The 26,346-nt window shown below is 69.6% G+C and carries 22 protein-coding genes; 10 read left to right on the forward strand and 12 right to left on the reverse strand.

Going from position 1 to position 26,346, the window contains the following annotated elements; genetic code table 11:
• The first annotated feature begins 43 nt into the window (after window positions 1-43).
• Window positions 44-1,165: a glycosyltransferase family 4 protein gene (locus tag BM417_RS06965; RefSeq protein WP_245821747.1), complete on the forward strand. Its 1,122-nt coding sequence runs from the start codon at window positions 44-46 to the stop codon at window positions 1,163-1,165.
• 71 nt (window positions 1,166-1,236) lie between these two features.
• Here BM417_RS06965 and BM417_RS46670 read toward each other — a convergent pair whose 3' ends face one another.
• The 3 genes from BM417_RS46670 to BM417_RS06970 form a co-directional block, all read right to left on the reverse strand.
• Complete coding sequence (locus BM417_RS46670) at window positions 1,237-1,446, reverse strand: hypothetical protein (protein WP_143138544.1); 210 nt, start codon at window positions 1,444-1,446, stop codon at window positions 1,237-1,239.
• Window positions 1,447-2,119: 673 nt separating this feature from the next.
• The gene (locus BM417_RS47640) at window positions 2,120-2,287 is read right to left on the reverse strand and encodes a hypothetical protein (RefSeq protein WP_177320324.1); all 168 of its coding nucleotides are present in this window, start codon (window positions 2,285-2,287) and stop codon (window positions 2,120-2,122) included.
• 2 nt (window positions 2,288-2,289) lie between these two features.
• Window positions 2,290-3,894 (reverse strand): hypothetical protein, encoded by a 1,605-nt coding sequence (locus BM417_RS06970; protein ID WP_093588949.1) that lies wholly within the window; start codon window positions 3,892-3,894, stop codon window positions 2,290-2,292.
• Window positions 3,895-3,998: 104 nt separating this feature from the next.
• Here BM417_RS06970 and BM417_RS06975 point away from each other — a divergent pair, with 104 nt between their 5' ends.
• Window positions 3,999-5,189 (forward strand): lipopolysaccharide biosynthesis protein, encoded by a 1,191-nt coding sequence (locus BM417_RS06975; RefSeq protein WP_093588951.1) that lies wholly within the window; start codon window positions 3,999-4,001, stop codon window positions 5,187-5,189.
• Here BM417_RS06975 and BM417_RS06980 read toward each other — a convergent pair.
• Window positions 5,168-9,208 (reverse strand): alpha-(1->3)-arabinofuranosyltransferase, encoded by a 4,041-nt coding sequence (locus tag BM417_RS06980; protein ID WP_245821748.1) that lies wholly within the window; start codon window positions 9,206-9,208, stop codon window positions 5,168-5,170. The genes BM417_RS06975 and BM417_RS06980 overlap by 22 nt on opposite strands.
• A gap of 75 nt (window positions 9,209-9,283) precedes the next feature.
• On the opposite strand from BM417_RS06980, the gene BM417_RS06985 reads away from it, so the two are divergent.
• The gene (locus BM417_RS06985) at window positions 9,284-9,994 is read left to right on the forward strand and encodes a class I SAM-dependent methyltransferase (protein ID WP_245821749.1); all 711 of its coding nucleotides are present in this window, start codon (window positions 9,284-9,286) and stop codon (window positions 9,992-9,994) included.
• 9 nt (window positions 9,995-10,003) lie between these two features.
• Here BM417_RS06985 and BM417_RS06990 read toward each other — a convergent pair whose 3' ends face one another.
• Window positions 10,004-11,551, reverse strand: coding sequence for a substrate-binding domain-containing protein (locus BM417_RS06990; protein ID WP_093588953.1), 1,548 nt, complete (start codon window positions 11,549-11,551; stop codon window positions 10,004-10,006).
• 143 nt (window positions 11,552-11,694) lie between these two features.
• Between BM417_RS06990 and BM417_RS47645 the strand changes: the two genes are divergently transcribed.
• Window positions 11,695-11,841 carry a hypothetical protein gene (locus BM417_RS47645; RefSeq protein WP_177320325.1) on the forward strand — a complete coding sequence of 49 codons (147 nt, stop codon included), beginning with the start codon at window positions 11,695-11,697 and terminating at the stop codon, window positions 11,839-11,841.
• Here BM417_RS47645 and BM417_RS50240 read toward each other — a convergent pair.
• The gene (locus BM417_RS50240; RefSeq protein WP_218164374.1) at window positions 11,838-11,936 is read right to left on the reverse strand and encodes a helix-turn-helix domain-containing protein; all 99 of its coding nucleotides are present in this window, start codon (window positions 11,934-11,936) and stop codon (window positions 11,838-11,840) included. The genes BM417_RS47645 and BM417_RS50240 overlap by 4 nt on opposite strands.
• Window positions 11,937-12,097: 161 nt before the next feature.
• On the opposite strand from BM417_RS50240, the gene BM417_RS07000 reads away from it, so the two are divergent.
• Window positions 12,098-12,298, forward strand: a complete 201-nt coding sequence (locus tag BM417_RS07000) for a hypothetical protein (protein ID WP_093588955.1) — start codon at window positions 12,098-12,100, stop codon at window positions 12,296-12,298.
• 26 nt (window positions 12,299-12,324) lie between these two features.
• Here the strand turns inward: BM417_RS07000 and BM417_RS07005 are convergent, their stop codons facing one another.
• A complete protein-coding gene (locus BM417_RS07005; RefSeq protein WP_143138545.1) occupies window positions 12,325-13,818 on the reverse strand; it encodes a hypothetical protein in 1,494 nt (497 codons plus the stop codon).
• 211 nt (window positions 13,819-14,029) lie between these two features.
• Between BM417_RS07005 and BM417_RS07010 the strand changes: the two genes are divergently transcribed.
• The 3 genes from BM417_RS07010 to BM417_RS07020 all read left to right on the forward strand — a co-directional run bounded on the left by BM417_RS07010 (window position 14,030) and on the right by BM417_RS07020 (window position 17,020).
• Window positions 14,030-14,473, forward strand: coding sequence for a hypothetical protein (locus BM417_RS07010; RefSeq protein ID WP_093588959.1), 444 nt, complete (start codon window positions 14,030-14,032; stop codon window positions 14,471-14,473).
• Between the two features lie 8 nt (window positions 14,474-14,481).
• The gene (locus BM417_RS07015; RefSeq protein WP_093588961.1) at window positions 14,482-16,032 is read left to right on the forward strand and encodes an esterase/lipase family protein; all 1,551 of its coding nucleotides are present in this window, start codon (window positions 14,482-14,484) and stop codon (window positions 16,030-16,032) included.
• 76 nt (window positions 16,033-16,108) lie between these two features.
• The gene (locus BM417_RS07020; protein ID WP_093588963.1) at window positions 16,109-17,020 is read left to right on the forward strand and encodes an alpha/beta fold hydrolase; all 912 of its coding nucleotides are present in this window, start codon (window positions 16,109-16,111) and stop codon (window positions 17,018-17,020) included.
• Window positions 17,021-17,023: 3 nt separating this feature from the next.
• Here the strand turns inward: BM417_RS07020 and BM417_RS07025 are convergent, their stop codons facing one another.
• The gene (locus BM417_RS07025; RefSeq protein ID WP_093590813.1) at window positions 17,024-17,749 is read right to left on the reverse strand and encodes a YqjF family protein; all 726 of its coding nucleotides are present in this window, start codon (window positions 17,747-17,749) and stop codon (window positions 17,024-17,026) included.
• Window positions 17,750-17,794: 45 nt separating this feature from the next.
• The gene (locus BM417_RS07030) at window positions 17,795-18,268 is read right to left on the reverse strand and encodes a MarR family winged helix-turn-helix transcriptional regulator (protein ID WP_093588965.1); all 474 of its coding nucleotides are present in this window, start codon (window positions 18,266-18,268) and stop codon (window positions 17,795-17,797) included.
• Window positions 18,269-18,354: 86 nt separating this feature from the next.
• On the opposite strand from BM417_RS07030, the gene BM417_RS07035 reads away from it, so the two are divergent.
• Window positions 18,355-19,557 carry an amidohydrolase family protein gene (locus BM417_RS07035; protein ID WP_093588967.1) on the forward strand — a complete coding sequence of 401 codons (1,203 nt, stop codon included), beginning with the start codon at window positions 18,355-18,357 and terminating at the stop codon, window positions 19,555-19,557.
• Between the two features lie 6 nt (window positions 19,558-19,563).
• Here the strand turns inward: BM417_RS07035 and BM417_RS07040 are convergent, their stop codons facing one another.
• Genes BM417_RS07040 through car form a run of 3 tightly spaced genes read right to left on the reverse strand, consistent with a single transcriptional unit; the run spans window position 19,564 to window position 24,928 of the window.
• Entirely contained in the window at window positions 19,564-20,187 is a 624-nt protein-coding gene (locus tag BM417_RS07040; RefSeq protein WP_093588969.1) for a maleylpyruvate isomerase family mycothiol-dependent enzyme, read from the reverse strand.
• Between the two features lie 18 nt (window positions 20,188-20,205).
• Window positions 20,206-21,621 (reverse strand): GMC family oxidoreductase, encoded by a 1,416-nt coding sequence (locus BM417_RS07045; RefSeq protein ID WP_093588971.1) that lies wholly within the window; start codon window positions 21,619-21,621, stop codon window positions 20,206-20,208.
• Complete coding sequence (gene car, locus BM417_RS07050) at window positions 21,614-24,928, reverse strand: carboxylic acid reductase (protein ID WP_218164375.1); 3,315 nt, start codon at window positions 24,926-24,928, stop codon at window positions 21,614-21,616. Before car ends, BM417_RS07045 begins: the two co-directional genes overlap by 8 nt.
• 165 nt (window positions 24,929-25,093) lie before the next feature.
• On the opposite strand from car, the gene BM417_RS07055 reads away from it, so the two are divergent.
• Window positions 25,094-26,329 (forward strand): cytochrome P450 family protein, encoded by a 1,236-nt coding sequence (locus BM417_RS07055; RefSeq protein ID WP_093588975.1) that lies wholly within the window; start codon window positions 25,094-25,096, stop codon window positions 26,327-26,329.
• The last annotated feature ends 17 nt before the right edge of the window (window positions 26,330-26,346 follow it).

The raw sequence follows: 26,346 nt of genomic DNA on the forward strand, positions 1-26,346 counted from the left end.
GCAGATGTCGCGTTGTCGCGATTACCGGCCGAGCATTTTGCTGGTGAATTGGCGCGACACCAGACACCCCGAGGGCGGCGGTTCCGAACGCTACGTCGAACGCATCGCGGAAGGGCTGGCCCAGCTCGGCTACCGGGTCTCGATCCAGTGCGCCGGCCACGCCCGCGCTCCGTCCGGCGACTGGGTGGCGGGCGTCCGCTTCCGCAGGCGCGGCAACAAGTTCACCGTCTACCTGTACGCCCTGCTGGCGATCCTGCGCTCCGACGCGGACGTCATCGTGGACGTGCAGAACGGCATGCCCTTCTTCAGCCGCCTGGTCGCGCGCTGCCCCGTCCTGGTGCTGGTGCACCACGTGCACCGCGAGCAGTGGCACAGCGCGCTGGGCCCGTTCTTCGGCTCGATCGGCTGGTGGATCGAGTCGTGGCTGGCGCCCCGGCTGTACCGGAAGTGCCGCTACATCACGGTGTCCAACGTGACGCGGGACGAGCTGGGTCAGCTGGGCGTCGAGCTGCGCAGCACGGTCGTCGTGCCGAACGGCCTGGACGCGCCGCCCGTGGTCACCGCGCGCCGCACCGAGGCCCCCGTCCTCGTCGCGGTGTCCCGGCTGGTCCCGCACAAGCGCCTGGAGCACGCGATCGACCTCGTCGCGCGGCTCCGTCCGAAGTGGCCGGACCTGCGGCTGGAACTCGTCGGCGAGGGCCCGTGGAAGGACGTGCTGCGGCAGCACGCAATCGACCGCGGGGTCCAGGACAGCGTCGTCATCCACGGCTGGGTCGACGAGCAGACCAAGCACGAGATCCTTGCCGGGGCGTGGGTGCACGTGTGCCCGTCCGTCAAGGAGGGCTGGGGCATCGTGATCATGGAAGCCGCCTCGCACGGCGTGCCCACGGTCGCGTACCGCTCAGCGGGCGGCGTGGCCGAGGCGATCGTGGAGCACAGCACGGGCCTGCTCGCCGACGACTTCGACGACTTCGTGCGGCACACGGAAACGCTGCTGCGGGACCGTCCGCTGCGCAAGGCGATGGGTGCGGCGGGCAGGGAACGTGCCCAGCAGTTCAGCTGGGCGGAGAGCCTCGACGCGTTCGAGAACGCCGTGCACAGCGCCCTGCGGCTACCTTCGCGCCAAGTGGCTGGTGAACACCGCGTCGCACAGCAGGTCGAGTAGCTCCGCGGCGGCGGCCGCGTCGAAGTTCCTGCGCCGCACGCGCACCGTGACCGTGGTGACCTCCCCTGTCGTCACCACGCCGAACGCGACGCCCGACCGGCCGCTCGCCGCGGGAAAGAGGCGCCGGGTGCTGAAATCCCCTCGACGACGCCGAGGTTCGACACGAGGAGGGTGCTGCCGAGCCGGGACGCCGGCAGTCGCATCCCCCACTGCGCCAACGGGTTGTGGGCGCTGGGGAACCCCGGTGCCGCAGCCGCCAGCAGCATTCCCCATTCGGTCACCAAGGTATGGGGATCGGGATACCCGCCGAACCGCAAGATCGACGTGTGGATCACTCGCGCCAGTTCGGCACACTACGGCGAGTTCTACACCGATGCGGCCGGGAACTGGTACATCGCAAGCAACGGCTGGTTGACCGAATCAGTGACCGTGCACATTTTCGACAGTGTCACGACCAAAACGCCGAGAGTGGTGTCCAGCACCTGTGGCGGTGGTGGCACAGCTGTTCAGCCTGAGTGACGGGGTGGCGACCCCCGCCTCGCCCATAGGTCACCGAACATCGAGCGGTGGCCAAGACCTGCGGCGGGCGCGGGACCACGACCGAGGCACCGGTGCCCTGTGTCGCCTCGGGCCGGGTCCGGGGGTCAAGGCCCGGGTGTGTGGCTGGCATGCGCGCATTTCCCGCCGGTACGCCGCGCCGGTCGCACCGTGGTGGGCGGCGATCATCAGCGAGTCGCCGACGAGCGCGACCCGCACCAGCGGATCGCCCGCGCGGCAGTGACCATCGGCGAACCAGGTCCGCGCACCGTCCCAACCGGACGGACGGAGCACCAGCGCGGCCGGGCCGAGGTTCGGGAACTCCACTCAGGCACAGGGCATCCGCGCGGGGTCCCGAGCTTCGCGCAGGATCCTCCAGGAGGCCGCAGGGTCCCTTAGCGAGCCACGGTCACCCGGTCAGCGAGAGCCGTAGTCGAGGACCACGGGCTCCTCGGCCTTCTGTCCCTGTTCGATGCGCTGCTCGACCACCTTGTCCGGGTGGTTCTCCGAGACGACGATGACGCCGACCCCTCCAGCGAGCGCGGCCCCGGCGACGATCGCTACCAGCACCGAAACCAGTTCCACGGTTACTCCTCAGGTCGGGGTGCCGCGAATCTACCGACCGGTAACCGTCTCCACAACAGGCTGGTGCCGATCAGTGACCCAGCCGCGACCCAGGCCAGCACAACGGGTGCAACCGGTGGGCCGTTCGGTTCATCCGGCACTGCTCCAGGCACCCGGTACAGCGCGAGTTCGGGCCCGTCGTGGACCTTCTCGAGCCGTGCCAGGAGGTTCTCGTCCAACCGGCCCGGCGTGCCGTGCTCGACCAGCACCCAGCCGATGCCGCTCAGGTCACCGCCGCGCACCCGAGCCGCGCGCGGGTCCTCCCCCGCCACCACCCGCCCGCCGACGGACAGCGAGTCGTCCACGACGGTCGTACCCGACAGGAAGCGCGGCGCGGGGTCGAGTTGGGTGCGCCGGTCGTTCCAGTCGAACCTGCGGAACGCCGAAAGCGGATACACGGCCACGTCGCCGGGCTGGTCGGCGAGCTTGTCCCGCACCGCTGCCCAGTCAGCCGGGTAGCGGACCGGTTCAAGCCGCCCGAACCCGCCCCACGCGAGGTCCGGCAGCAACCCGAGCAGCAGCACTGCCACCAGCAGCCGCGCGCGCTGTCGTTCCACCGCGGCCGCGAGCCCGATCGCGAACGGCAGCGCGAGCCACGCCACCCACTTCTGGCTGTCGCGCAACAGCCCGGCGCCGGGCACGTGCCGGATCAGCGCCTCCAGCGCCATCGCGCCACCCGGCAGCACCGCGATCAGGGCCAGCGCCGCCCCGAGCACGCCGAGCCCGGCCAACGGCCACACGGGCATGCGTTTCGACAGCTCGCGCAGACCGAGGACCGCGGCGCCGAGGAGCAGCACCGTGATCACGGGAAGCATCGGGTTGGCGCGGCTCGCCGGGACGACCTCGGCGTTCCAGATCCCGCCCAGGCCCAGCACGCTGAGCACCGGCCCGCCCCAGTTCTCCCCGCGCGCGCTGAACGCCTCGACCCCGGCCGGGTCGGAGAGTCCGTTGTGCAGCAACGAGGGCACCCACCACGGCGCGTTGAGGACCACTCCGAGGGCAAGGACCTGCCACGCCTTGCGGCGTCCGGCGGTGGCCAGCGCCGTGCCCAGCGCGAGAACGCCGCCCGGCGCCGAGAGCACGGCAGGCAGGCTCGCGAGCACGAGCCCGGTCCACGCGCGCGGTTCGCCGGCGCGCATCCTCAGGCCGGCCATCGCGACCCACGGCAGCGCCGCGTAGCCCAGCAGCAGCGTCCAGTGGCCGATGAAGAGCCGCTCGGCAACGTAGGCGTTCCACGAGTACGCCACGGCGGCGACGATCCGCACGCCCGTCTTGTCCGTCGGCACCAGCAGCCCGGCACCCAGCGCGCCGGCGAAGACGATGGCGAGCAGCGCGACCTTCTGCACCAGCTGGCCGGACACCACCTGGGTCAGCAGCGCCACCACGGCGTCGACCGGCACCGCACGCGGCAGCGCGTCCCCGAGCCCGAACGCCGCCGCGTTCACCGGCTGCTCCGGCGTGAACACCATGTCGTAGACGAGGACGTAGCCCGGCAGCAGCACGGGCGCGAGGGCGGCCAGCGCCAGCGCCGCGCACGTGGCGTAGAGCTTCAGTCCGTTCAGCCGCACTTGCTCCCTCTCCGGTCGCACCGGGGCTACAGTCGCCGAAACTACCGGCCAGTAGTACTCGCGGGTAGCCCCTGCGGCAGACCCTGCCACCGGAAGGATCCGGCGTGTCCGCTCCGGCAACGACCACCTCCCGCCTGGACGCCCTGCTCATCACCGGCGCCCTGCTGGGTGCCAACGCGGCGAGCTACGTGCTGACCATCGCCGCCGCGCGAGCCCTGGTGCCCGCGGTGTTCGGTGAGCTCAGCGCGCTGCTCGCGCTCGTGGTCATCGGTGTGGTGCCGGCGATGAGCCTGCAGACCGTCGCCGCCCTGCGCCTGACTAGCCTCGGCCCACGCCCCCTGTTCGGGCTGGGTCTGAGCGTGAGCGCGGGCATGACGGTGCTGACGCTGGCCCTGGTGCCCCTGCTCGCCCGCCTGCTGCACCTGAACGACCCGTGGCCGGTCGTGTGGCTGGCGCTGTCCCTGGCGCCGCTCACCGTTCTCGGTGTCCTGCACGGTCTCCTCCAGGGAACGCACCGGTTCGGCGCGCTGGCGTTGCTGGTGTGCCTGGAAGGACTCGGCAAGGTCGGCGGCGGCGTGATCGGGCTGTGGCTCTCCCCCTCGTCGACCTCGGTGCTGGCGGGCACGGCCATCGGTTCGTTCCTGGTCGTGCTGACCGGGTGGAGGCTGTGCGGCAGTCCTCGTCCGGCGCGGCCCGCCGGCGCGGCCGAGGTGATGCACGCGTCCCAGGCCATGCTGGCGCTGGTGCTGCTGGTGAACCTCGACCTCGTGCTCGCGCGGCACCAGCTCGCCGACCAGGCGGGCGGCTACGCGGTGGGAGCAGTCGTCACGAAGATCGCGTACTGGCTGCCGCAGGCGGTGGGCGTGCTCGTGCTGCCCCGCATGGCCGACGCGGACGACCGCCGCCGCATGCTGCCGAAGGCCTTGGCGGTGTGCGCGGGCCTCGACGCGTTCGTGATCGTGGGCTGTGCGCTGTTCGGGCCGCTGGGCGTGTCGCTGATCGGTGGCGTGAACTACCACGGCGACGCGATTCCGTTGTGGCAGTTCGCTCTCACGGGTTCCTGCCTGGCGCTGGCGCAGCTGCTGCTGTTCTCCCGGATCGCGAGCGGCGACCGGCGGTCCACCGTCACGGTGTGGATCGCGGTGGTCGTCGAGGTCGCACTGATCACCTCGTGGCTCAACGGCTCGGTCGGTCAGGCCGTGACCGGCGCACTGCTCGCCACGGCCGGGCTGGTGGTCGCGGGCATCTTCATCGAGGCGCGCGACCGGCCTCGTCACGGCGCGACAGGATCTTGACGCGGGCCGAACGGGCCGAACGAGGCCGCGACCACCGCCGAGACCGCCACCAGCAACGCGGCCTGCACCAACGGGACGTAGGCCCACTCCTGCCCGTGGCCGAGAATCCGGCCGAGCACCGCGACACCCGATCCCAGGGCCATCCCGCCCAACGCGATCACCTTCGGCGCCGCCGTCCAGAACTCACGCGCGAGCAGGCACGCGATCACCGCCACGACCGGCAGCATGCCACCGAGGACGGCCAGCAGCACGAGCATCGTGACCATCAGCCAACGACTCCGTGACGGCGCCACGAACGTCACTTTCCGCCGCACGGGGATCGCGGCGAGCAGGAGGACCGCCAGCACTCCCAGCGCGCCTGCCAGCAGGCCCGTCCGGTACCGGGCGTCCGGGCCGAACTCCAGCGCGACCACGCCGCCGTCGCCCTCGGGCAGGACGTACGCCTGCAGCCAGCCGTCGACGCGGACCTTCTCCAACGCCTGCCCGTTCAGGGTTGCCGACCAGCCTTCGTTGGCGTTCTCGGACACCACGAGCAGTGCCCGGGCTCCCGGCGCGACGGTGACCTGCCGTTCGGTGGCGTCCCAGACGCCGATGGTGACTTCTCGATGCGTCGCAACGGGTTTCGGGAGTTCGACGTGGGTCACGGAGACGTCCTGCACCACGAACGAGTCGGATCGCGACGTGGTGAGCACGTGGTCACCGGCCGGCAGCTCCAGAGCGGTCGCCAGGTCGTCGTCGCACAGCACCGCCTTCAACGGGCGGTTGGCCATGACGTCACCGAGCACGCCGGACACCGAGCTGTTGATCTTCTTCCCGTCGACGTCGATGACCGGACCCCGGCCGCACGGCACGGTGAACGGGGTCGTCGCGGGCACCGGCTTCAGCACGCCATCGAGCGCGGGCACCCGGAGCTCACCGATCTCGGCGGGCCCCAAGCCGCCCGACTCGCGCACGACGAGTTCGAGCTTCTCGGTGTCCGCCGGTTTGATCGTGACGAGGCCGTCCGCGCCGACACGCACGACCTCGGTGCCCGCGTCGGTGCGCACCTCCAGCTCGACGGGTGTTCTGGATCCTCGCGCGCCCTCGATGCCGAACTTCGACAGAGTGCGTTTTCCCTTCCAGGTCAACGTCAACGTCGGCCGCAGGTCCGTCACGTCCGGCACCCAGGACGTGCCCGGATCACCGTCCACAGCGGACAACGGGCTCGCCGCGACGTCGCCCGCGAGCGAGGTCGACCCCGTGATCGTCAGGCCCTCCGGCGTCACCGGGTTCTTCCCGCCGGCGGAGGGCACGACGGTGGCGTTCACCACGAACTTCCCGTCGGCCGAGGTGCGGAACAGCCGCGTGAGCCCGTTGACCTCCTCACCGAACCGGGACAGCGACGAGTCGCATCGCACTGTGCCGTCGGTCCGGTAGCAGGCCGGACGCGACTGGCTGCCGCGGGTGAACGAGAAACCCGGCCTGGCCGCGTCCTGGTCGCCTGGCACGCGCAGCGCTCGCTGCGCCGTCATGCCCGGCACGCTCAGCTCCTTGACGCCGACGTTGCCGTCCTGCCTGTCGGCGGCGACACCGAGGATCGTGAGGCGCACGCTGCCGGTGAGACCGGGGCGGACGGGGTAGGCGTGCGCGCCGCCGGAGGAAGGGACGTCGTGCTCGCTCTCCCCCGCGTCCGTGGTGAGCCTGATCCGCGTGACCGTCCAGCCCACCCGCAGGTCGTCGACCAGGTCGAGCGTCACTTCGCCGACCGAGCGCGGGGTGTCGAGGTCGATCTCCAGCCACTGCCCGACGGGTCCGGTGAAGCTCGACGAGTGCCACGCGGACCCGCCGTCGCCGTCCACCGCCGCGAACGGCGAGTTCGCCGGGTCGATCGCCCCTGCCGCGTCGGCGTACGCGGTCGACGTGGACGCCCGCACGGCCCGGATGCCGCGGTACTCGGCGACGGTTTGATGATCCTTGGCGTCCTGGAACGGCGACACGTCCAGCGCGACGCGTCCCTGTCTTGACTCCTCGTCCGCGGACATCGTCTGGCTGAGGTTGTCGGACACCCTGCCGACGTTGCGTTCCTTGCGCCTGAGGCCGTCGGTGACGAGCAGTGCCCCGGTCCGCCCTTCGGCGTCACCCGCGAGGACGACGGGCTGGTCCACCTTGACGAGTCCCTGGGACAGCAACGGCAGCAACGACTCCGGTCCACCGCTCACCGTCGGCACGTCCGCGTCGGTGACGGCGGTGACGACCTGGATCGGCCGCTTCACCTCGAAGATCTCCAGCGCGTTCCCGGTCGCGGCGGCGTCGACCGAGCTGACGAGCCGCTGGTCGCTCATCCGCACCTCGGGCCCGAACTGGGCGACGCGCTCGATGCCGGGTGATCCCTGGAGCGCCTGACGCAGCACGGCGAGAGGCGGTGCGTCCGTCTGTTCACGCTCGATGTCGTTGCGCAGCAGCAGGAACCGATATCCTCCGCGAGCGAGGAAGTCCGCCAGTCCCGCCGAGCCGCGCCCGTCCGCGAGCGCGTCGTTGACGGCGTCCATGAACCGGGTGTTGCCCTCGGACCCGAGCGGCACCTGGTTGCGCACCGCCCACGGAGACTCCGCGAGCGACTGCATCGGCTCGTCCACGGTCCTGCCCCAGGTGTACTGACCGAAACCGTTGGCGGGCAACAACAACGTCCTCGCCCTGCCGTCCTGTTCCGCGAGCCATCCCGCCGCCTCGCGCCAGTGGGCCGGCACGTCCGACCACCCCGGGCCGGGCCGCAGGGTCAGCAGCCAGGCGGGTGCCGCCACGACCGCGATCAGCAGCAACGCCACGCCGGTGCGAGCGTGTGGCCGCCAGTGCTCGGAAGCGGCTTTCAGACCGACCGGCCGGGCCAGGTGCAGGCCGTGGACGAACCCGAGGATCAGGCACAGCCGCAGCACGGGCTCGAACTTGTGCACGTTGCGCAGGGGCGCGAGCGGCCCGTCCAGGAGTCCGCGGACGGTCTCGGCGAGCGGCGAGTCGAGCGAGCCGACGTACCCGACGGTCAGCAGCGTCAGCCCGGCCAGCGTTCCCAGCACCAGGAAGCGGCGTTCCGGCAACCCGAGCCGGGCCAGTCCGACGAGGCCGACCAGCGCCACCAGCGCGGTGCCCGCCATCAGCACGGGGTTGTCGACCAGGATGAAACCGTTGGGCCACCACGGTTCGCCTTGGAGCACGTAAGCGACCCACTGGTTCGTCCCGCGCAGCACCTGGAACAACGACATGGGCGCGGTGGTGTTCGCCGCCGACTCGATGTAGTCGAGGAACGGCAGGCTGTACCGCCCCAGTAGCAGCAGCGGGAGGATCCACCACAACGCGACCGCGATGACGCAGCCGGACCACCACAGCACCAGCTTCACGTGCGCGCGGTTCCACCTGCGCGTCAGCAGCCAGATCCCCGGAAGGACCAGCGCCATCACGACCATCGCGCCGTTGATGCCGCCCATCCCCAGCACCGCGAGCGCCGACAGGGCGGCGGCCCGGCGTGGTGACCCGATCCGGTCCGCCAGCACCAGAGGCAGCAGCACCCACGGCAACATCACGGCGGGCAGCATCTCCGACGACAGCGGCCCGATCTCGGTCAGCACCCGAGGAGCCAGCGCATAGGCCAGCGCACCGGCGTACCTCGTCGGCTCGTGGCCGATACCGAGCGCGCGGGCGAGCCTGAGCACCCCGTAGAACGCGAGGCAGAGCAGGAGCGCGCACCAGAGCCGTTGGGTCACCCACGCGGGTATGCCGAGGATCTGGCCGGCCGCGAAGAACGGCCCCATCGGGAAGAAGTAGCCGTACGCCTGGTTCTGCAGCTCGCCCGCCGTCGCCGCCGGGTTCCACAGGTGCAGTGCCCTGCCCAGGAAGCCGACCGGGTTGACGGCCAGGTCGAGTTTCGTGTCGAACGTGGCGGTTCCGAACCGCTGGGCGAACGACAGCACCGTGAGTGCGACGAGCACCCACGTGGTCGGGTTCCGGTGTGCGATCTTCAGGCTCTCGATGGCGCAGGAAGTTACCACCGGGTAGTGCTCCGGGGCGACTATCGCTATCTTGAGCCACCACGATCGGTCTGGGGCGTAGTCAGGCAGGTGGCAATGGTTTCTCCGACGGCGTTCGAGCAAGCGTGGAAGCTGGGCGACCAGGTCCCCGGCTGGTTGACAGTCGACCAGGCCACCATGTTGTGGAGAGCCGCGCTGCGGCTCGGTCCCGGCGCGCGGATCGTGGAGATCGGCAGCCACCAGGGACGGTCCACCACCGTGCTGGGCCTCGCGGCCAGGTCCGTCGGCGCGACGGTGGTGGCGGTCGACCCGTTCGTCGAGGGCCGGCTCTTCGGCGGCACTCCCACGCGCGTCAGCTTCGAGAAGAACCTCGCCCGAGCGGGCCTGAACGACGTCGTGCGGCTCGAAGACGAGTACAGCACCAAGTTGCGCAAGCAGTGGAACGAACGCGTCCACCTGCTGTACATCGACGGCAAGCACGACTACTGGACCTTCACCGACGACATGCTGTGGTCGGAGAACCTCGTTCCCGACGGCGAGATTCTGGTCCACGACGCGTTCTCGTCCATCGGGGTCACCTGCGGCATCATCGCCAAGGTGTTGTGCGGCAACCGATACGTGTACGTGGACCGAGCGGGCTCCCTCGCACGCTTCCGGTTGACGCGGCCGGGCCGGGCTGATCGCAGGCGAGTGCTCGCCGAGATGCCCTGGTTCGTCCGCAACGTGTGGATCAAGGTTCTGCTCCGCCTGAGGCTGCGGCCGGTCGCGCGGCTGTTCGGCCACGACGGCCCGTACGACCCGTACTGACGCTCTGCGCTACTGAGGGCGGCACGCGGGCGGCTGGCACAGCATGGTGCTCAGCGCCTGCGCGAAGATGTCGCTGATCCCGGCGGGGTCGGCGGTGGTGAACGCCCTGCCGCCGGTGGCGTCGGCGATCCTCGTCAGCTCGTCGACGTCGACGTCAGGGCCCATGCCGATCGCGATGACGGGCAACGGCCTGCGCTTGTCCTGGAGCTTGGCCAGCTCGTCCAGCAGCTGGCGCTGGCTGATCGAGTCGGGGTCCTCGTTGCGGCCGTCGGTCATGATGGCGACGATGTTGATGCGGCCGAGCTCCCAGCTCTTCCTGGCCTCCTGATAGGCGGCCAGGGTGGTGTCGTAGAGGCCGGTCGCCCCGTTGGCGGTCGCGCGGGTCGCCCGGACCTCGGCGAGGGCCCTGCCGCTCGCGAGGTGGTCCTTGACGGACGCGAACGGGATGATCTCCCGGTAGTCCTTGTCGCCGTCCAGCCTGGTGGAGAACTTCCACAGGCCGATCTGCGTGCCGGGCTTGAACATGCCCAGGCCGCGTTCGGCGGCGGCGACGGCCAGCGCCATCCGCGTCGTCCCCGTCCTGGGCACGACCTGGTTCATCGAGCCCGACACGTCCAGCACTCCCAGCACCCGCGCGGTCAGCGTGAGTCCACTCCACAGACGCAGCGTCTCGTCCACGAAACCCTGGTCCAGACCGGCGGCCTTGTCGTCGGGGGCGCGCAGGCCGAACCTGTCGAGGGTCGGCCCCGATCGCAGGTGCGCCAGGAACTTCTCCGCGCCGGCCCGCTGCGTCTCCCCCACGTCGGGCAGCACCACGTACGGGAAGTCGAGCGGTGGCACCGGGTTCTCCGCGGCGACCGCCGTCAGCCGGGTCGCGCCGGGCGTCGAGTTGTGCCGTTCGAGGGCCTGTTCGGAGGTGGGGAACACGTCCAGCGGGCGGGTGAACAGGTCGTCGGCCTGCTCGGCGTAGTCGGCGGACACCGGCCTGATGGAGGCGACCGTCGCGGCGGCGGGATCCTTCTCCGCCGACGCGAACCCGCGCATCGCCAGCAACGCCGACAGACTGGCCGGGTCCTTGGCGGGATCGGCGATACCGCCGACCGCCTTGGCGCCGGGCCCGATCAGCTCGCGCCAGTTCTTGCCCTTCGCGGCGTCCTTCACGGCGAGCACGACCGGCGACCGCGCGACGGAGATGCCCGCCTCCGGCACCCGCCACGCACCGGAGTCCCGTGCCTGGCGCAACCACATCGTCGACTCGGGCACCCACACCGAAGGCGACTCACCACCGTCGACCAGGCGCCCCATGGTCTCGCGCGCGGGCTCGGCCCTGACCTCGACCCGATAGCAGTCGTCACCCGAGTCCAGCCCGGCCGCCGCCTCGCTGAGTGCCGGCGCGACCGCGGGCGCGGCGGTGACCAGCACCGTCACCGGATCCGTGCAGCGCGTCGCGTTGAGCCGGTCGATGACCGCGTCGCCACCGATCCAGGCGACGACGGACAACACGAGCAGCACCGAAAGCCCGACGACAGGCGCCGTCACCCGCCGTGGTCGCACCATGGCGGTCACCTTAGACAACGGGGCCGGGCGCGACCAGAACTCGCTGGTTCCGATTTCACGCCCTCCACGTCGCCGGGTACGAAACCGCAGTCATCCGACTCATGCGCGGACCCGCGGCTCCCGAGCGGAGACGGGTTGACGACATGATCGTGCCCATTCGGCTCGACGTGACCGTTCAGCCCTCGGTCAACAAGGCCGCCACCCTCGCCTCAGACGTCACGTTCGACATCAACAACGCCGGTCACGAACTGAGCGCCCACGCCACGGCGGCGACCTTCGTCGGCCGCTAGCGGACACACCCGAACGTGCGCGACAACTCCGCAGCCTGCGCCTCGCTCGGACAGAAGCGGCTACGAAACGCCCGCTTCACCGGCCCACATGACACGCTTCACACCACACCGACCCGGATTGCCAACCTGCGGCCGGGATACCGCACGAGCACCACGACTCAGCCTTGGCCACTGAACACCGCACCGTGCCCTGCTCCACAGGGCTTTCGTCTCCTCACCAACCCGAAGGCCAGGGTACCCACGAAGGAGGTCCACGATGACTGAACCGGACTACACCGAAGACGGCGTGCCGACGTTCGACTTCGTCCGCGACAAGATCGAGGGCCGGCACCTCACCAGCGAGGCCGCCACCGAGCTGGCCGGCGATCCGCAGAACACCCAGGACCAGTTCGACCGGCGCGAGGAGGCGGGCCGCGACCGTCTGGAGGAGATCCGCAGGTCGTTGCGCGGCGAGTGACCCGCCGCGGTTCGCGTCGTGCGTGGTCACGCGCCGCAGATGCCCGCCATCGACGCGGCGCGATCGCAGTACGTGCCGCCTGCGAGTGGTTCGGTGATGACGCCGTTGGCGAGCTTGATCGTGGCGGTCTGCCCGACCTTGGGCGGGGACTGCGGAAGCACCCAGTCGTGCAGGGTCACCGAGGTGACCGTGATGGTCGCGGTCGCCGCGGCGCGAGTGCCCTGCGGAGCGGACACCGTGAACGTCAGGTCGACGATCGGGTGGCAACAGCCGTCGCCCACGTGCTCCTTCGCGTGTCCGTCAGAGGTGATGGTCAGCGAACGCGTGTGTCCTGACCACTCTCCGGCGAAGACGGTCAGGTCCACCGCGGGCTTGGCGCGCGCGACCTCGACGCGGTACGCGCTGTTGTCGTTGAACCGGTCCACGATCTCCTGCCACTGGCCGGCCAGGTACGCGGCGACCGGATCGGCGGCCGTGATCGGCGCCAGCAGGAAGCCCCTGGAACCGAACACATCCGTGATCGTCTTGGCGTCCAGGCAATCCGCGACCACCGCACCGCTGCCCTTGCCGAGGCTTCCGGGGCACGACTGACCGGCCAGGATCTTGTTGGTGATCTCGGCCGCCTGCACGCCTGATCCCGCGGCGAATCGGGTGAGAGCCTGCACCAGCGCGGTGACAGTCGCGTGCAACGCGTAGAGCGAGTGCCCGATGTCATCGGCCTCCGTGGTGATGGCCGCGCTCGCTCCAGGCGCCAGGTCGGCGTTGAACGCGACCGTTCCACCTGGAGCGATGACTGCCCTGTCGCCCGCCGCGATCCGGCTCAGCGAAGGCCACTGGGCCCAGTCCACGGCGTTCTCGATCACGTCCATGCCACGGTGGGACGCGAGCAGAGGATGACCACGACGGTTCGTCACTTCGAGAACGCGAGTGCCTGCGTTGTCCTTGCCGAGGCACCACGCCAAGGCGTCACCGGGGCCGGAAGCGGCGGAGTAGCCGTCGCCGCGCGCACTCTGCTCGTTGTCACAGGAAGGTGCGCCGGCGGCCTGGGGCACGCCGTCGGCGAGACCGTCCACGAAGTCGCGTTCGAAGCGTTCGATCGCCTGGTCCAGGTCGTACTCCAGCACTCCGAAGTAGCCGAACCTGTTGGTGGTGAAGGAGACCGACGTACGATCAGGAGCCACAACAGCAGGCAGGTACTCCCACGGCTCGGCGGTGCTCGACCTCGTCACCACGACAGCCACGTAGATCTGCGCGATCGGCACCGACATCCGCACGGTGACCGTCGCCTGCGCCGGCAGGACGCCGGACGGGCTCAGCTCGTAGACGTCGGAGATGAAACGCAGGTCCGGCGCCGGCGATTCGCCCGAGCCCAGACTCCGCGTGTGCACCTCGACACCGGGCGCGACGACCTCGACCTCAGGAGTGGACGGAGCTTGCGGGAGGGCGTCACATCCGGCCAGAACGAGCAGAACGATCGCCACGATCGCCGAACGACCCGAGCGCCTCATGGTTGTCGCCACGGCGACCCTCCGTTCTGCGGACATCGGCCCTTTCTTATTGCGCCCCAACACAGGCTCGTTACATAGGCAGTCCCGTTGAGCCGGCCGGGTGAACCTCTGCTCGAACGGTCACAACCGAGGCCGGGCCGCCGATAGGGGAAACGCCGGTCCGGTAGTCGCGCGTCCACAGAGGACGATGCGGGCGGAACCGCGCGTTCACGAGGAAGTAGCCATGACTCGTCGCACGCTGGTCGTGACGTTCACGGTCGTGCTGGTGGTCATCGGCGCGGCCGTCGTGTTCCTGTTGCGCGGCAGTGGTGAGGTGACCGACGCGGCGACGTCGTCGTCGACCACCGCGCCACCGAGCACGTCCGTTCCTCCTCCCCTGACGAAGGAGCAGGCGACGGCCATCGCAGCGAACCTCACGAGCGGGTCGGAAGAGCGGCTGCGGCAGGCGATCGCCATCTCGCCGCAACAAGCGCTCGACCCTGCCGTGGCGGGTCAGCTGGCGTCGATCTCGTCGATGGAGTTCGACATCGCGACCTTCCGCGTGGAGGGGGACGGCACAGCTCGGATGACCGCACGCACGAACGGATCGGCCGCGGCGGTGTGGACGGTGGCGCTCGTCGCGGTCGACGGCCAGTGGCGGATCAGCTGGACAGAGGCCGCACCGTGACAACGCGCATGCGCAAGCCGATGGCATACGTCCTGGCGCTCCTGCTGGCGGTGCTCCCCGCCGTTCCGGCACGAGCGCAGCCCACCGCGGAGGAAAGCTGCGCTGGGACCCCGCCGACCCTTGAGCACACGGACCTGTCGGCATCACGACGCCCGGTCGTGCTGGTGCACGGGTGGGCCGGTGAACGGATGACGGAGACGGCGACGATTCTGCAGGAGAAACTCGGCAGCCGGGTCAGTACGTTCACGTTCGACTACGGTCCATGGTCGTTGCACTGGGCGTCGAACGAGCACATCGCACCGTGCCTCGCCATCTACATCACGAAGGTGGCGAAGGCCCACAAGGACGTGAGAGGCGATGGCAAAGTAGTCGTTGTCGCACATTCCATGGGCGGTCTCGCTCTGCGCTACGCGATGAGCTGGATACCGGCCGGCACGGTGCTGGAAGTGATCACACTCGGCACACCGCACCTGGGGTCGCCTTGGGGCGGACCGGACGTCGCGCCGCTCTACGAGAAGGCCCTCACCCTTCTCGGCAAGGAGAAGCCACCTGACGCGAGCGGTGGGCATTGCCTCGCCTGGCACGAGAAGGGGGCGCCGCTGCTGGGCGACTGCGGTCCGCTGCCGCCCTATCTGCCAGCCGGAGTGACGGTGACCCAGGTCGCCGGAGACATCACCGTGGACCGCTCGTTGTTCGGGTTCACGATGTACTCGCTTCCGCTGTCGACCGACGGGATCGTGCCCGTGACGTCCGCACACGGATACGCGACGTCCGGCGATGGCGGCGCAAGCCCGCCGGGCCGGGCAACGGTGCGATCACGCACCCAACCGTGCCGGGCCGACTTCGCCAAGCTCCACGAGACCGCCGCGCTGGCGACGTTCGCGCCCACCGTGGCATTCGACTACCTCACCATGCAGGACCTCCAACGAGGCAGCCAGACGCCGACTGTGATGGGTCTGGCGTTCGCAGCGATGTTCATCGCCTCGTGCGGACACAAGAAGCAGCTGGCAGACCCCAAGACGACCGACCAGATCGTTGAAGTGATCAAGGCGATGCCTCCTCCGTTCATCGACACGTCGGAGGTCCGGTTCGACGGCATCGGTGAGTTCACCCTCGCCCTCACCGCCACGGATCTTCGCGCACGTGGCTACGTCAACAAGGGCAACCAGTACCAGGGGCAGAACGCTGCCTGCGTCCGCTACGCCCGCGAGGGCCAGCCGCTCGGCTTCAGCGTCGAGTCGGCGAGCGGCCGCGTCCTGGCGATCAGCAACTCCGCGGGGGTCAAGGCCTTGCACACCCAGGTCGGCAACATTCGCGTCAACTCCACCCTGAGCGAGTTGCGCACCGCCTTCGCCGGCCACCAGATCGAGGAACACCTCGACCACGACTTCGGCCAGGGCAGCAACGGCGTGATCGTCAACGGGCCCAACGGCGCGATCGCGTTCAGTCTCGCCGACGCCCCGAGCGCCGACTACGTCTCCGGCCGGGCCGCCATCACCTATCTCAACGGCGTCGGTCTGCGAGGCCACGCCCCCACGAGCGCGGAGGACGGCTGCTGAGGTAGGGCTGGCACCAGCGAGGATCGGCGGGATGGCCTGATCGCTGTGCAGCCAGGAGATTCCTAGGGTTCTCGCCATGGTCCAGCACCTGACTCCCCTGCGCCGCAAGGCGATCGCGCTCGGTTCCGCGGTCCTCCTGACCGCCTCGCTCGCGGCGTGCGCGACACCGAACGCCGCAAGCAGCCCGTCCTCCACCGCACCCACGTCTGCGACGGGCGCGCCGGCGGCCAAGACGCACAAGGTCACGAACGCCGAGCACGAACTGGTCTTCCACGTCGTGGACGGCACGCTGCCCGCCCTGGTCCTGGACGCGGGCGGCGGGCTGAGTTCGTCGTACTGGAAGGACCTGGCGCCACGGCTGGCGAAGGCCACCGGATCGAAGGTCGTCACCTACGACCGGGCGGGCGAGGGCGAGAGCGACGAGGTCTCGGGGCCGTGGCGGGTGGAGAACGCGGTGTCGGACCTGGAGGCCGGGCTCAGGCAACTGGGGGTGACGAAGGACGTCGTGCTGGTCTCGCACTCCATCGCGGGTGAGGTCGCCACGAACTTCGTGAACAAGAACCCCGGCTGGGTGTCCGGCGCGGTGCTCGTCGACGCGAACGTGCCCGACTTCTTCAGCGACGAGATGCTGACGGCGTTCGAACCGGTCATCGAGAAGCAGCGGATCGCGCTGCTGGCGCAGGCGTCGACGAAGAAGAACCGCCAGCTGCTCGCCGTGATGGTCGACTACGCGCCCGTGCACCGCGCCTTTCACCGGCTCGCCTGGCCGAAGGACGTGCCGGTGACCGTGATCGTCGCGTCCGAGACGCCGTTCGCCGACTCCCCCGACGCGGCGAAGCTGTGGCGGGACGCCCAGGTCCGCTTCGCGCAGGCCGGGCCGGGCCGCAAGCACGTGGTCGCCGAGAACACCTCGCACGAAGGGATCGTCACCGAACGCCCGGACATCATCACCGGCGCTGTCGACGACGTGCTGAAGACCATCCGCTAGCGGTCAGGCGGTTTCCCGGCGGACCGAGGCGTCCGACGGGACGCCGAACCTGGCTTGCACCCCAGGTGAGTACAGGACGCTCATCGGTTCGCCGGAGACCGGAATGTCCGCCGAGGCCACCAGGTCGTCGTCGCAGCGAATGATCGTGGCGCGCCTCAGGTCCCACGGGGCGTGGTCGTTCGGAAGGTACGTGGTCCGGCCGAGCCAGGACGTGTGCAGGCCCCACCTGGCCGTCAGGAACTCCTCCAGCGGGCTCGGCCGGGCGATCGGATCCCCTGGCCGGACGGTGAACGTGCTCGTCGCGTCCGGACGGTGAGGCCACCTGCGCCTGCACGTGTAGGTGACCTCACCGCGGTCGCGGCGCACCTCTACGTCCGACCACATGTACGGCAGTCCGGCGAGGGCTCGGGCGCCCAGCACGAACGGCAGGTTCGAGGCGTCCATCGAGAGGAACACGACGCCGCGCCGTCCTTGCCGGTCGACCGTGTACAGGCGCACGTTGGTCTCCGGGAAGCTCCAGCGATCAGTCAGCGCGGGCCAGCCCAGCGGACACAGGCGGAACGCGACCAGTCCGACGAACGTGTCGCCGTCGACCACGTCCGGCCTCGTGCCCGCGGGCAGCAGATGTTGCACCGCCCCAGGGGGAACTCGCCAATGCAGGAACGTCACGTCGGTCCACCACTGCGTGAGCACCGAACGGTCGATGCGCCGCGGCGAACCGAAGGTCATGTCCACGATTGAAACGCAGCACACCTGAGAGTCCGCGCCGGCTTCTCAAGGTCGAGTGCCAGAATCCCTGCGAGTTCGGCGTGACCAGTCCGAACTGTCCTGGCTGTAGCGGATGAGGAACCGGGCGAACTGATCGCGCTCGGCGGCCGTCCACTCGGTCGTGATGTGCTCGAAGGCCTCGCGCTGCTCCGAGGCGAAGCGGCCGCGTTCGGCCTCGCCGGCCTCGGTGAGCTCGAGGACCGTGCGACGGCCGTCCTCCTGCGAGACGGCACGCCGGAGCAGGCCGTCCGCGATGCAGGCGGCCACGGTCCGGCTGGCGACAGGTTGGGCGACCCCCATCTCGGCGGCGACCCCGCCCACCGTCATCTCGCCGGGATCGTCGTGGACGACGTTCAGGACGAGGTTGCGGGTGAGGTCCCCGCGTCCACCGGAGGTCCTGCGACGCAGCCGCGACAGCGCGGGCCCGACCTGGTCGAGCAGGCCCTCGTCGCCGGTCTCGGGCAGAGGCGAGTCGCTCATCCCTCCACTGTAGCAACTGCAGACCACATGTCATCTACATACCTTTGAGAATTTACATAGCTTAAGGTATGTGATTCAGTGGGGCCATGACGACGACCATCACCGGCGCCTGGGTCTTCGACGGCGAGAAGACCCTGGGCATCACCAACGTGTCCATTGAGGACAGAAAGATCGTTCGGATCGGAGGGGAGGTACCCGCCGGAGCCGAAGTGGTCGACGGGACCGGCGCGACACTGCTTCCGGGCCTGATCGACGCGCACGTCCACACCGGACCGGAGGCCCTCGCGCTGGCACTGCGCTTCGGCGTGACCACCGAGCTGGAGATGCAGGGCGTCAACACGCGCGACCGGCGGGCCGGCATCAGCGAGAACGACGCGCTCGCGGACGTGCGCTCGGCGGGCTTCGGCCTCACGCCACCGGGCGGGCATCCCGCCGAACTGTTCCCTCCGGGCTTCAATCCCGGTGGTTCGCACGGCGGCGAGCAGCCGTTCCAGCCGGACGCCACGAGCCCGGAGGGCGCCGCGGCCTCCATTTCCAAGCTGCTCGCCCACGGCTCGGACTACGTCAAGTTCATGATCGACGACGGCAGTGTCGAGGGGCATCCCGGTCTTCCGATGATCGATCAGGCCACCCTGAACGCGGGCGTGGCCGAGGCCAAGCGGTACGGCGCGCTCACCGTCGCCCACACGCTGACCATCGACGCCACCAGAATGGCCGTGGAAGCCGGAATCGACGGCCTGGCGCACCTTTTCGTCGAACCCCACGACGACGAGATCATCGCCATGATCAAGGACGCCGGCATGTTCGTCGTCCCCTGCGCGGTCCTCAACGCCTCTCTCATGGGCATCACCGGCGACGAGCTCGCCGACGACCCGCGAGTCGCCTCCCGGCTGGACGAGGACTGGGACAAGACCCTGCGCTCCAGCTTCAACTGCTACCCGCGGGGTGACATCGAGGACGTCCTGACGACGATCAAGGTGCTCAGCGACGCCGGTGTCGACGTCCTGGTGGGCACCGACGCCTCCGTTCCGCTGCCGTTCCTCGGCGGCCTCGCCCACGGCGCGAGCGTCCACCACGAACTGCAGTACCTGGTGGCGGCCGGACTCACCCCGGAACAGGCACTGCGCGCGGCCACCTCCACGACCGCAAGGCGGTTCGGGCTGTCCGACCGCGGCCGCATCGCCGAGGGTTTGCGCGCCGACCTCCTCCTCGTTGACGGCGACCCCACCACCACGATCTCGGACACCCTCAACACGCGTGCGGTCTGGCGCCGTGGCGCCAGGCAGTGACCGCGTTCAGGAGGCCAGTCGTGAGCTCAGTTCGGAGACTCCGTCACCGCTGAGATCGGCGAGAAACGCGGTACGCCCCGCCATCACCATGACCAGCGACAGCAACGGCCCGCGAATCTCGGGGCCGCTGCCTTCCTGGAAGTCCGCATCGGTCGCCCGCAGAGTCAGGCCCTTGACCAAGGTCTTGCTGTTGACCGCGAAGTCCTTCGTCGCGAAGAAGCGGGCGACGGCGAGCAGTCCACCGGCGTCGGGGGTGTGCCGCAGTCCCAACGGCTTGCGGATGTCCTCGGAGTGGACGATCACCTCGCCCAGCCCGGCCGGGGACGACTTGACCGGCAGCACGATCGTCCCGGCGCGCCGGAACCGGTCGAGCGTCTCCTGCGGGGTGGCGCCTCGGAACTCCTCCAGGCGCCGCCGGTTGTGCAGGTCCGCGTCGAACCGGGCCCCGGCCATGCTGCGGATCCATCCCCACCGGCCGAGCCTCGTGGCCGCGCCGAGATGGGCGAGCACCTCCTCGACGTCCCAGTCACCGCACAACGTGGCCGCACGCCACTGTCCCGGGTCGAGCGCGGACAGGTCGTCGGCCAACGCGGCGAGCTCGCGCTCCTGGATCTCGGTGAAGTCGGGCACGCCGTGACAATAGCCAGTTCACCCGGTCGCGGCTCCGCTGATGAGGCTGGCGGCTCGCTCCGCGATCGCGATCACGGTCGCGTAGGTGTTGGCCGACGGGATCTGCGGGATCACCGAGGCGTCGGCGATCCGCAGACCCTCGATGCCGTGCACGCGTAGATCGTGGTCCACCACCGACATCTCGTCCACACCCAGCTTGCACGTGCCGACGTAGTGGTAGTACGGCGCCGCGGTCGCCCTGATGTAGGCCTCGCCGCCTGACTCCATTTCCTGCCCGCGCCACGGTTCGAGGGCGCTGGCCGCGCCGATCTCGCGTACGAGTCGCAGGCCGTTCACCATCGCGGTCATGTCGCGCGCATCGGTCAGATAACGCGGAGCCAGCGCGATTCCCTTGTCGGTCAAGCGGAGTCGCCCACGGCTGTACGGGGTCATCAGCGAGAGCACGATCAGGTAGGAGTCCTCCCCCGTCGGCGACAGGGTGGTTTGCAGGTCCGCAGCGTCCAATCCGGGATCGCTGCGCAGCATTCCAAGCACCTCGACGTTGTTGTTCACGCCCACCGGCAGCGGTCGGGCGCTGGCGTACACCACGTAGGAGAGCGGATGATCGTGCAGGTTCTCGCCCACGCCTGGCAGGTCCGCGACGACGTCGATGTTCCTGTCCCGCAGGTGATCGGCCGGGCCGATCCCGCTCTGCATCATCAGTTGAGCGGTTCCGACGGTGCCCGCGCACAGCACCACTTCGGTGGCTTCGGCGCGGATCTGTTGTCCGCCAACGATGTAGTCGACACCGGTGGCCCTGTGCCCGTCGAGCACCACCCGCTGGACCACCGCGTCCGTCACCACGTCGAGGTCGGGCTGTGCGCCCAGGTAGGCGTCGGCAGCGCTCTGCCTGGTTCCGGCGACGATGTTCAGGTCGACCCAGCCGACACCCTCCTCCAGGCCGCCGCTGATGTCCGTCGCACGCCGATGTCCTGCCTCCGCGGCCGCGTCCACGAACGCGGCCGCTGCCGGATGCTGTTGCTCGGCCGGGGCGACCTTCAGCGGGCCACCGACGCCGCGCAGAGCCGGATCGCGCGTGGGAGCGTGCTCGCTGCGCTGGAAGAACGGCAGCAGGTCGTCGAACTCCCAGCCCTTGCCCCAGTCGTAACTGCCGCGGTGTCCCCGGGCGAAGATCATGCCGTTGATGGCGGAGGAGCCACCCAGCGCCTTCCCGCGTGGCCAGGCGAGAGTCCGGCCCAGTTCCGGTTCCGGCAGAGTCGTGTCCTGCCAGTCCGATTCGGTGCCCAGCAGCGACAGCCACTTGTTCGGCGGGGCGGTCACCGGAGACGCGCTCCCCGCCTCCAGCAACAGGACGTGCGCGTTCTCGGCCAGGCGAGCGGCGACCACGCACCCCGCGCTGCCACCGCCCACCACGATGTAGTCGTACTCACTCACGTTCAGGAGACCTCGCGTACTTGCGGATGAGAGAACGGGACAGGTGCGGAATCTCCCCGGCGGCTTCCCGGAAACGGGCCGACGGAACGTCCGAACCGGACACCGCCATCTCCGGCTCCTGGAAGCCTTGCAGCAGCGGGAGGATCGAGTACTGCCGCTGCGATTCGGGCAGCGTGCGCAGGGCGGCTTCGACGCGGACGAGCCAGTCGCCGTAGTCCGCGATCCGTTCGATGGCGTGGCCGTCCTCGACGAGCCAGTCCACGAACGTGTCGAGGGAGATCCCGTCGTCGTGCGGGTTCACCAGGCTGAAGGTCCGGTATCCGGAAGCCTGCTGTCCCAGCGCTACGACCGACGCCGCGGTGAAGTCGACGGGCAGGCCGTCGTAGTGAGCCCCTTCGCCGCGGTAGAACGACTGCGGGGCCACGCCCGTAGCGAGGATGCTGAACATCAACCGGCTGAACATGTCGTGCGCGTTCAACTGCCCGGCGTACTTGCTGTGCGCGAGGATCATGCTGGAGCGGAACACCGTCACCGGCAGACCGCGCAGGTCGTGCGCCTCCCGCAGCAGCACCTCTCCGGCCCACTTGCTCGTCGTGTACCCACCGGCGTACCCGTCGTCCACGGGCTGGACCGGTAACGCGGTGCGCACGTCGGAGTCCTCGTCGAGAGGCCGGCCCTGCCGCGACCGAGACACCGCCACGCTGGAGATGTACGTGATCGGCTTGAGCCGGTCGGTCAGGGCCAGGCGGATGATCTCCGCGGTGCCGAGGACGTTGGCCTCGAACAGATGCCGGTAGGGCAGCACGTGGTTCACCAGGGCTCCCGCGTGGACGATCAGGTCCACCTCACCGGTCAGCCGTTCCCACGTCGCCTCGTCCAAGCCGAGCCGCGGCTCGGCGATGTCTCCCGCCAGCACCTCCAGGTGCTCCGCGGCCAGCTTCTCGAAGGTGCGCGTCAGTTCGGGATCGTCGCTGCCGAACGCATCCGCCAGGCGTTGCCGTGCGGCGTCCGGATCCTTGCCGCGGACCACGACGAGCAGCCTGCCGTCGGCCGGAGCCAGCCGGTGGAGCCATTCGAGCGTGAGGAAGCGCCCCAGGTATCCGCTCGCGCCGGTCAGCAGAACGCGGCGAGGCTCCCCGGCAGGACGCGGGAGGTCGCGGGCGGCGTCCAGGGTTCCCGCGTCGATGAACCGGTCGAGGGTGAGGGCATCAGCGCGCGTCTCGGTGGCGTTTTCGCCGTGTACAGAAGCGAAAGTGGGCCGTGCCGTGGTGGCCGTGCGCTTGGCCTCGATGTACGCGGCCAGCTGCCGCAGGTCGTGCGCGGGACTGATGATGACGTCGACCGGTATCCGGATGCCGAACGTGTCGTGCAACAGGTTCGACAGCGACACCGCCGACAGCGAGTCGCCGCCGAGGTCGCGGAAGTACGCGGAGGGACTCACGTTGGCCGTCGCGTCCGCCAGCAACGCTCGCGCGGCCCGCTGGACGGTCTCCAGCACCGGCCGGTCGCGGCCGCCGCGGCTCAGGTCGAGCAACTCCTGGGTCTCGCGCGCCGAGATCTCGGCGTAGAGCTGTTCCAGCCGCTCTCCATAACGCTCCACGAGCCTGGGCCACAACAACTTGCGCTGATCCGACAGCAGACCATTGGCCTGACTGAACGGCTCGGTCTCGAGCAGCAGGCCGCGAGGGATCTCGTACGACTTCAGGCCCGTTTCCCTCGCGATCCCCCGGAACGACTCGGTCAGCAGTTGCCCGAGACGGTCCCGGTCGTCCCCGTACCGCTCCAGGGCGGCCTCGGTGGGCACGACGACAGCGAGCAGGTAGGAGCGCTCGCTGTTGCCGTACACGAAGATCTGCCGCACCAACGGGCCGGCGGCGTAGACCGACTCCAGCCGGGCGACGGCAACGAACTCGCCCTGGGACAGCTTCAGAACGCTCTTGAGGCGGTCCACGACGGCGATCCGGCGTGGACCGAGCTCCGCGACGATGTCGCCGGTCTTGTAATACCCGTCTTCGTCGAAGAGATCCGCCGTCAGTTCGGGCTGCCTGTAGTAGCCGGGAATGCCGTCTGCCTTCACCCTCAGCTCGCCGCGCGGGTGCGGGGTGTCGGTGCGGAAGTAGCCGAGGTCGGGCACGTCGGCCAGCCTGTAGCCGGTCACCGGCGGGTTCATCAGGGTGCCGTTGACGGCGATGCCCGGGACCTCCGTGGAGCCGTACATGTCGTACAGCGGTACGCCGAGGAGCGACTCGACGAACTCGGTCAGCGTGGCCGACAGCGGCGCGGAGCCGCAGGTGGCGAAGGTGACCCGGCCGCCGAGTACGCCCTCGCGGAGACGCGTCAGCACCTCGGCAGGATCAGCGCCGTCCACCTCGCTCTGGTAGCGCTGGTAGAGCATCTCGCACACCCGCGGCACCAGGGACAGCTCGGTGGGCCGCACGAGAGCGACGTCCTCCAAGAACGTCGAGAGGTCACTGCTCGCGGTGAAGCAACTGACGCCACCGCGCGCCAGTGCGTTCGTCAGCGTGAAGTAGCCCGCGAAATGGCTCAGCGGCGTGTAGTGGACGGCGACCAGGCCCTCCCGCTTCGCCCGGTCCTCCCACGTCACCCTGGCCAGCCGCTCGGTGTAGATCGCGCCCTTGGGCGTCCCCGTGCTCCCGGAGGTGTACACGAGCTTCGCGAGGGGGTCCTCGTCATCGGCGGGGACGTGTGGCGGCGCCTCGGGCAGGGTCGCGCCGAGATCGAGGACCTCGGACAGCGCGACGACGTCCACGTCCCGGCCTGCCTGGGCCAGACGGTCGCGGGCGCCGGCGAACCGCTCCGCCTGGTCGTCGGCGCGAGGGTCGTGGTCGAACACCACCAGCCGCTGGACCGAAGGCGCGCGCAGGACCAGGTCGGTCGCCACGTCCAGACGCTCGGTGCTCGCGGCGACGAGGACCGGTTCGGTCTCCGCCACGATGGACGCCAGGTTCTCAGCCGACGCGCCGGACTGCAGCGGAACGCTGACGGCGCCCAGATAACCGCACACCAGGTCCAGCGTCGCGTAGTCCCGGCTCGTGAAGCCGAGGAGGGCCACCCGGTCGCCCGCGGCGAGAGGGCGCCGGGGGTGGTGGTGCCATTCGCTCGCCACCGCGCGGATGCGGTTCCACAGTTGCCGGTAGGTGGTCATCTCGTAGCGCGGCAGCAGACGGGCCGAAACGCGTCCCGTCCGAACGTCCCGCACGAACTCCCTGGCGCGCTCACCGACAGCGGGCCGTTCCCCGAAGCGCTCGAAGACGTCTGCCATTACTTGCGCAAGTCGCAATGTCATCTCCGCAAAAATGGAAACAGCGCCGAATAACGACACTAGCAGCAGCCGAGCGGGGCAGTCACGCGGTTCGCGCGGCGTTTAGGCTTTTTGATAACCATCATTGCGACGGACGATGGTCCTTGATAGGGATTCCACGAGGACAGCCTTCGTTTCGAGGACGTGCCCATGGACCACGATTCCACCCTTCTGGAACTCGACGACGCGTTCGTGCAGGACCCGTACTCGGTGTACGCGAAGCTCGGCACCGAAGGCTCGGCGCACCGGGTGCGGATGCCCCCTGGAGTACCCCTGATCGGCGGACTGCCGGTCTGGCTCATCACCGGCTACGAGGCCGTGCGCTCCGCGCTGGCGGACCCCCGGCTGAGCACCGACCTGAACAGGATCGACGGGCTGTTCGCGCAGAAGGAGCCGGACCGCACCAAGCGCGGTGGCTTCTCCTCGGCCATCGCCAGCCACATGATGCACACCGACCCACCGGACCACACCAGGCTGCGCAAGCTCGTGAGCAAAGCCTTCACCGTCCGCGCCATCCAGGCCCTCCGGCCGGAGATCCAGAAGATCACCGACGAACTGGTCGAGGCCCTCTCCGGGCACGACACGGTGGACCTGCTGGAGGTGTTCGCGTTCCCGCTGCCGATCCGGGTGATCTGCCTGCTGCTGGGCGTGCCGGTGCAGGAGCAGCAGGAGTTCAAGTCCTGGTCCAAGGCGCTCGTCTCCGGTGAGTCACCGGAAGCGGCGACCGCCGCCGCGACCGCGGTGGCCGAGTACCTGGGCGAACTGGTCGACCGCAAACGGCGCGCGACCACAGACGACCTGCTCACCGCTCTGGTCGCGGCGCGCGACGTCGACGACCGGCTCACCGAGACCGAGCTGGTCTCCACGGCCTACCTGCTGTTCATCGCCGGTTTCGAGACCACCCTCAACGCACTCGGCAACGGCACGCTGCACCTGATGCGGAACCTTCCCCAGTGGGAGGCGCTGCGCGAGGACCGGACCCTGCTGCCCGGCGCGGTCGAGGAGTTCCTGCGGCTGGAGAGCCCGCTGAAGCACGCCACGTTCCGCTGCGCGACGGAACCGGTGAGCATCGGTGACACCGAGATCCCGGCCGGCGACTTCGTGCTGGTGGCGATCGCCTCGGCCAACCGCGACCCTCAGCGCTTCGGTGATCCGCACGCGCTGGACGTCCGCCGCTCGGCCGCCGGCCACGTCGCCTTCGGGCACGGCATCCACCACTGCCTCGGGGCACCGCTCGCGCGGGTGGAGGTGCAGATGGCGTTCAACGCCCTGCTCGACGCGTTCCCCGCCATGAGGCTCGCCGCCGATCCCGAGGACCTGCGGTGGCGCAACAGCACGATCATTCGCGGGCTCGACTCGCTGCCGGTGCGACTCAACCACCGTTAGAGGCTTTCTCACATTCT

The sequence above is a fragment of the Lentzea waywayandensis genome, assembly GCF_900115955.1.
In the GTDB taxonomy this organism is placed as follows: Bacteria; Actinomycetota; Actinomycetes; order Mycobacteriales; family Pseudonocardiaceae; genus Lentzea; species Lentzea waywayandensis.

Excerpts from the sequence above, each read along its gene's own strand:
- BM417_RS47645 (WP_177320325.1), top strand. The coding sequence starts at position 11,695 with ATGATCGTGCCCATTCGGCTCGACGTGACCGTTCAGCCCTCGGTCAAC.
- car (WP_218164375.1), bottom strand. The coding sequence starts at position 24,928 with ATGACATTGCGACTTGCGCAAGTAATGGCAGACGTCTTCGAGCGCTTC.
- BM417_RS07025 (WP_093590813.1), bottom strand. The coding sequence starts at position 17,749 with ATGACCTTCGGTTCGCCGCGGCGCATCGACCGTTCGGTGCTCACGCAG.
- BM417_RS07035 (WP_093588967.1), top strand. The coding sequence starts at position 18,355 with ATGACGACGACCATCACCGGCGCCTGGGTCTTCGACGGCGAGAAGACC.
- BM417_RS07030 (WP_093588965.1), bottom strand. The coding sequence starts at position 18,268 with ATGAGCGACTCGCCTCTGCCCGAGACCGGCGACGAGGGCCTGCTCGAC.
- BM417_RS07015 (WP_093588961.1), top strand. The coding sequence starts at position 14,482 with ATGCGCAAGCCGATGGCATACGTCCTGGCGCTCCTGCTGGCGGTGCTC.
- BM417_RS07020 (WP_093588963.1), top strand. The coding sequence starts at position 16,109 with ATGGTCCAGCACCTGACTCCCCTGCGCCGCAAGGCGATCGCGCTCGGT.
- BM417_RS07010 (WP_093588959.1), top strand. The coding sequence starts at position 14,030 with ATGACTCGTCGCACGCTGGTCGTGACGTTCACGGTCGTGCTGGTGGTC.
- BM417_RS07055 (WP_093588975.1), top strand. The coding sequence starts at position 25,094 with ATGGACCACGATTCCACCCTTCTGGAACTCGACGACGCGTTCGTGCAG.
- BM417_RS06990 (WP_093588953.1), bottom strand. The coding sequence starts at position 11,551 with ATGGTGCGACCACGGCGGGTGACGGCGCCTGTCGTCGGGCTTTCGGTG.
- BM417_RS06985 (WP_245821749.1), top strand. The coding sequence starts at position 9,284 with ATGGTTTCTCCGACGGCGTTCGAGCAAGCGTGGAAGCTGGGCGACCAG.
- BM417_RS07000 (WP_093588955.1), top strand. The coding sequence starts at position 12,098 with ATGACTGAACCGGACTACACCGAAGACGGCGTGCCGACGTTCGACTTC.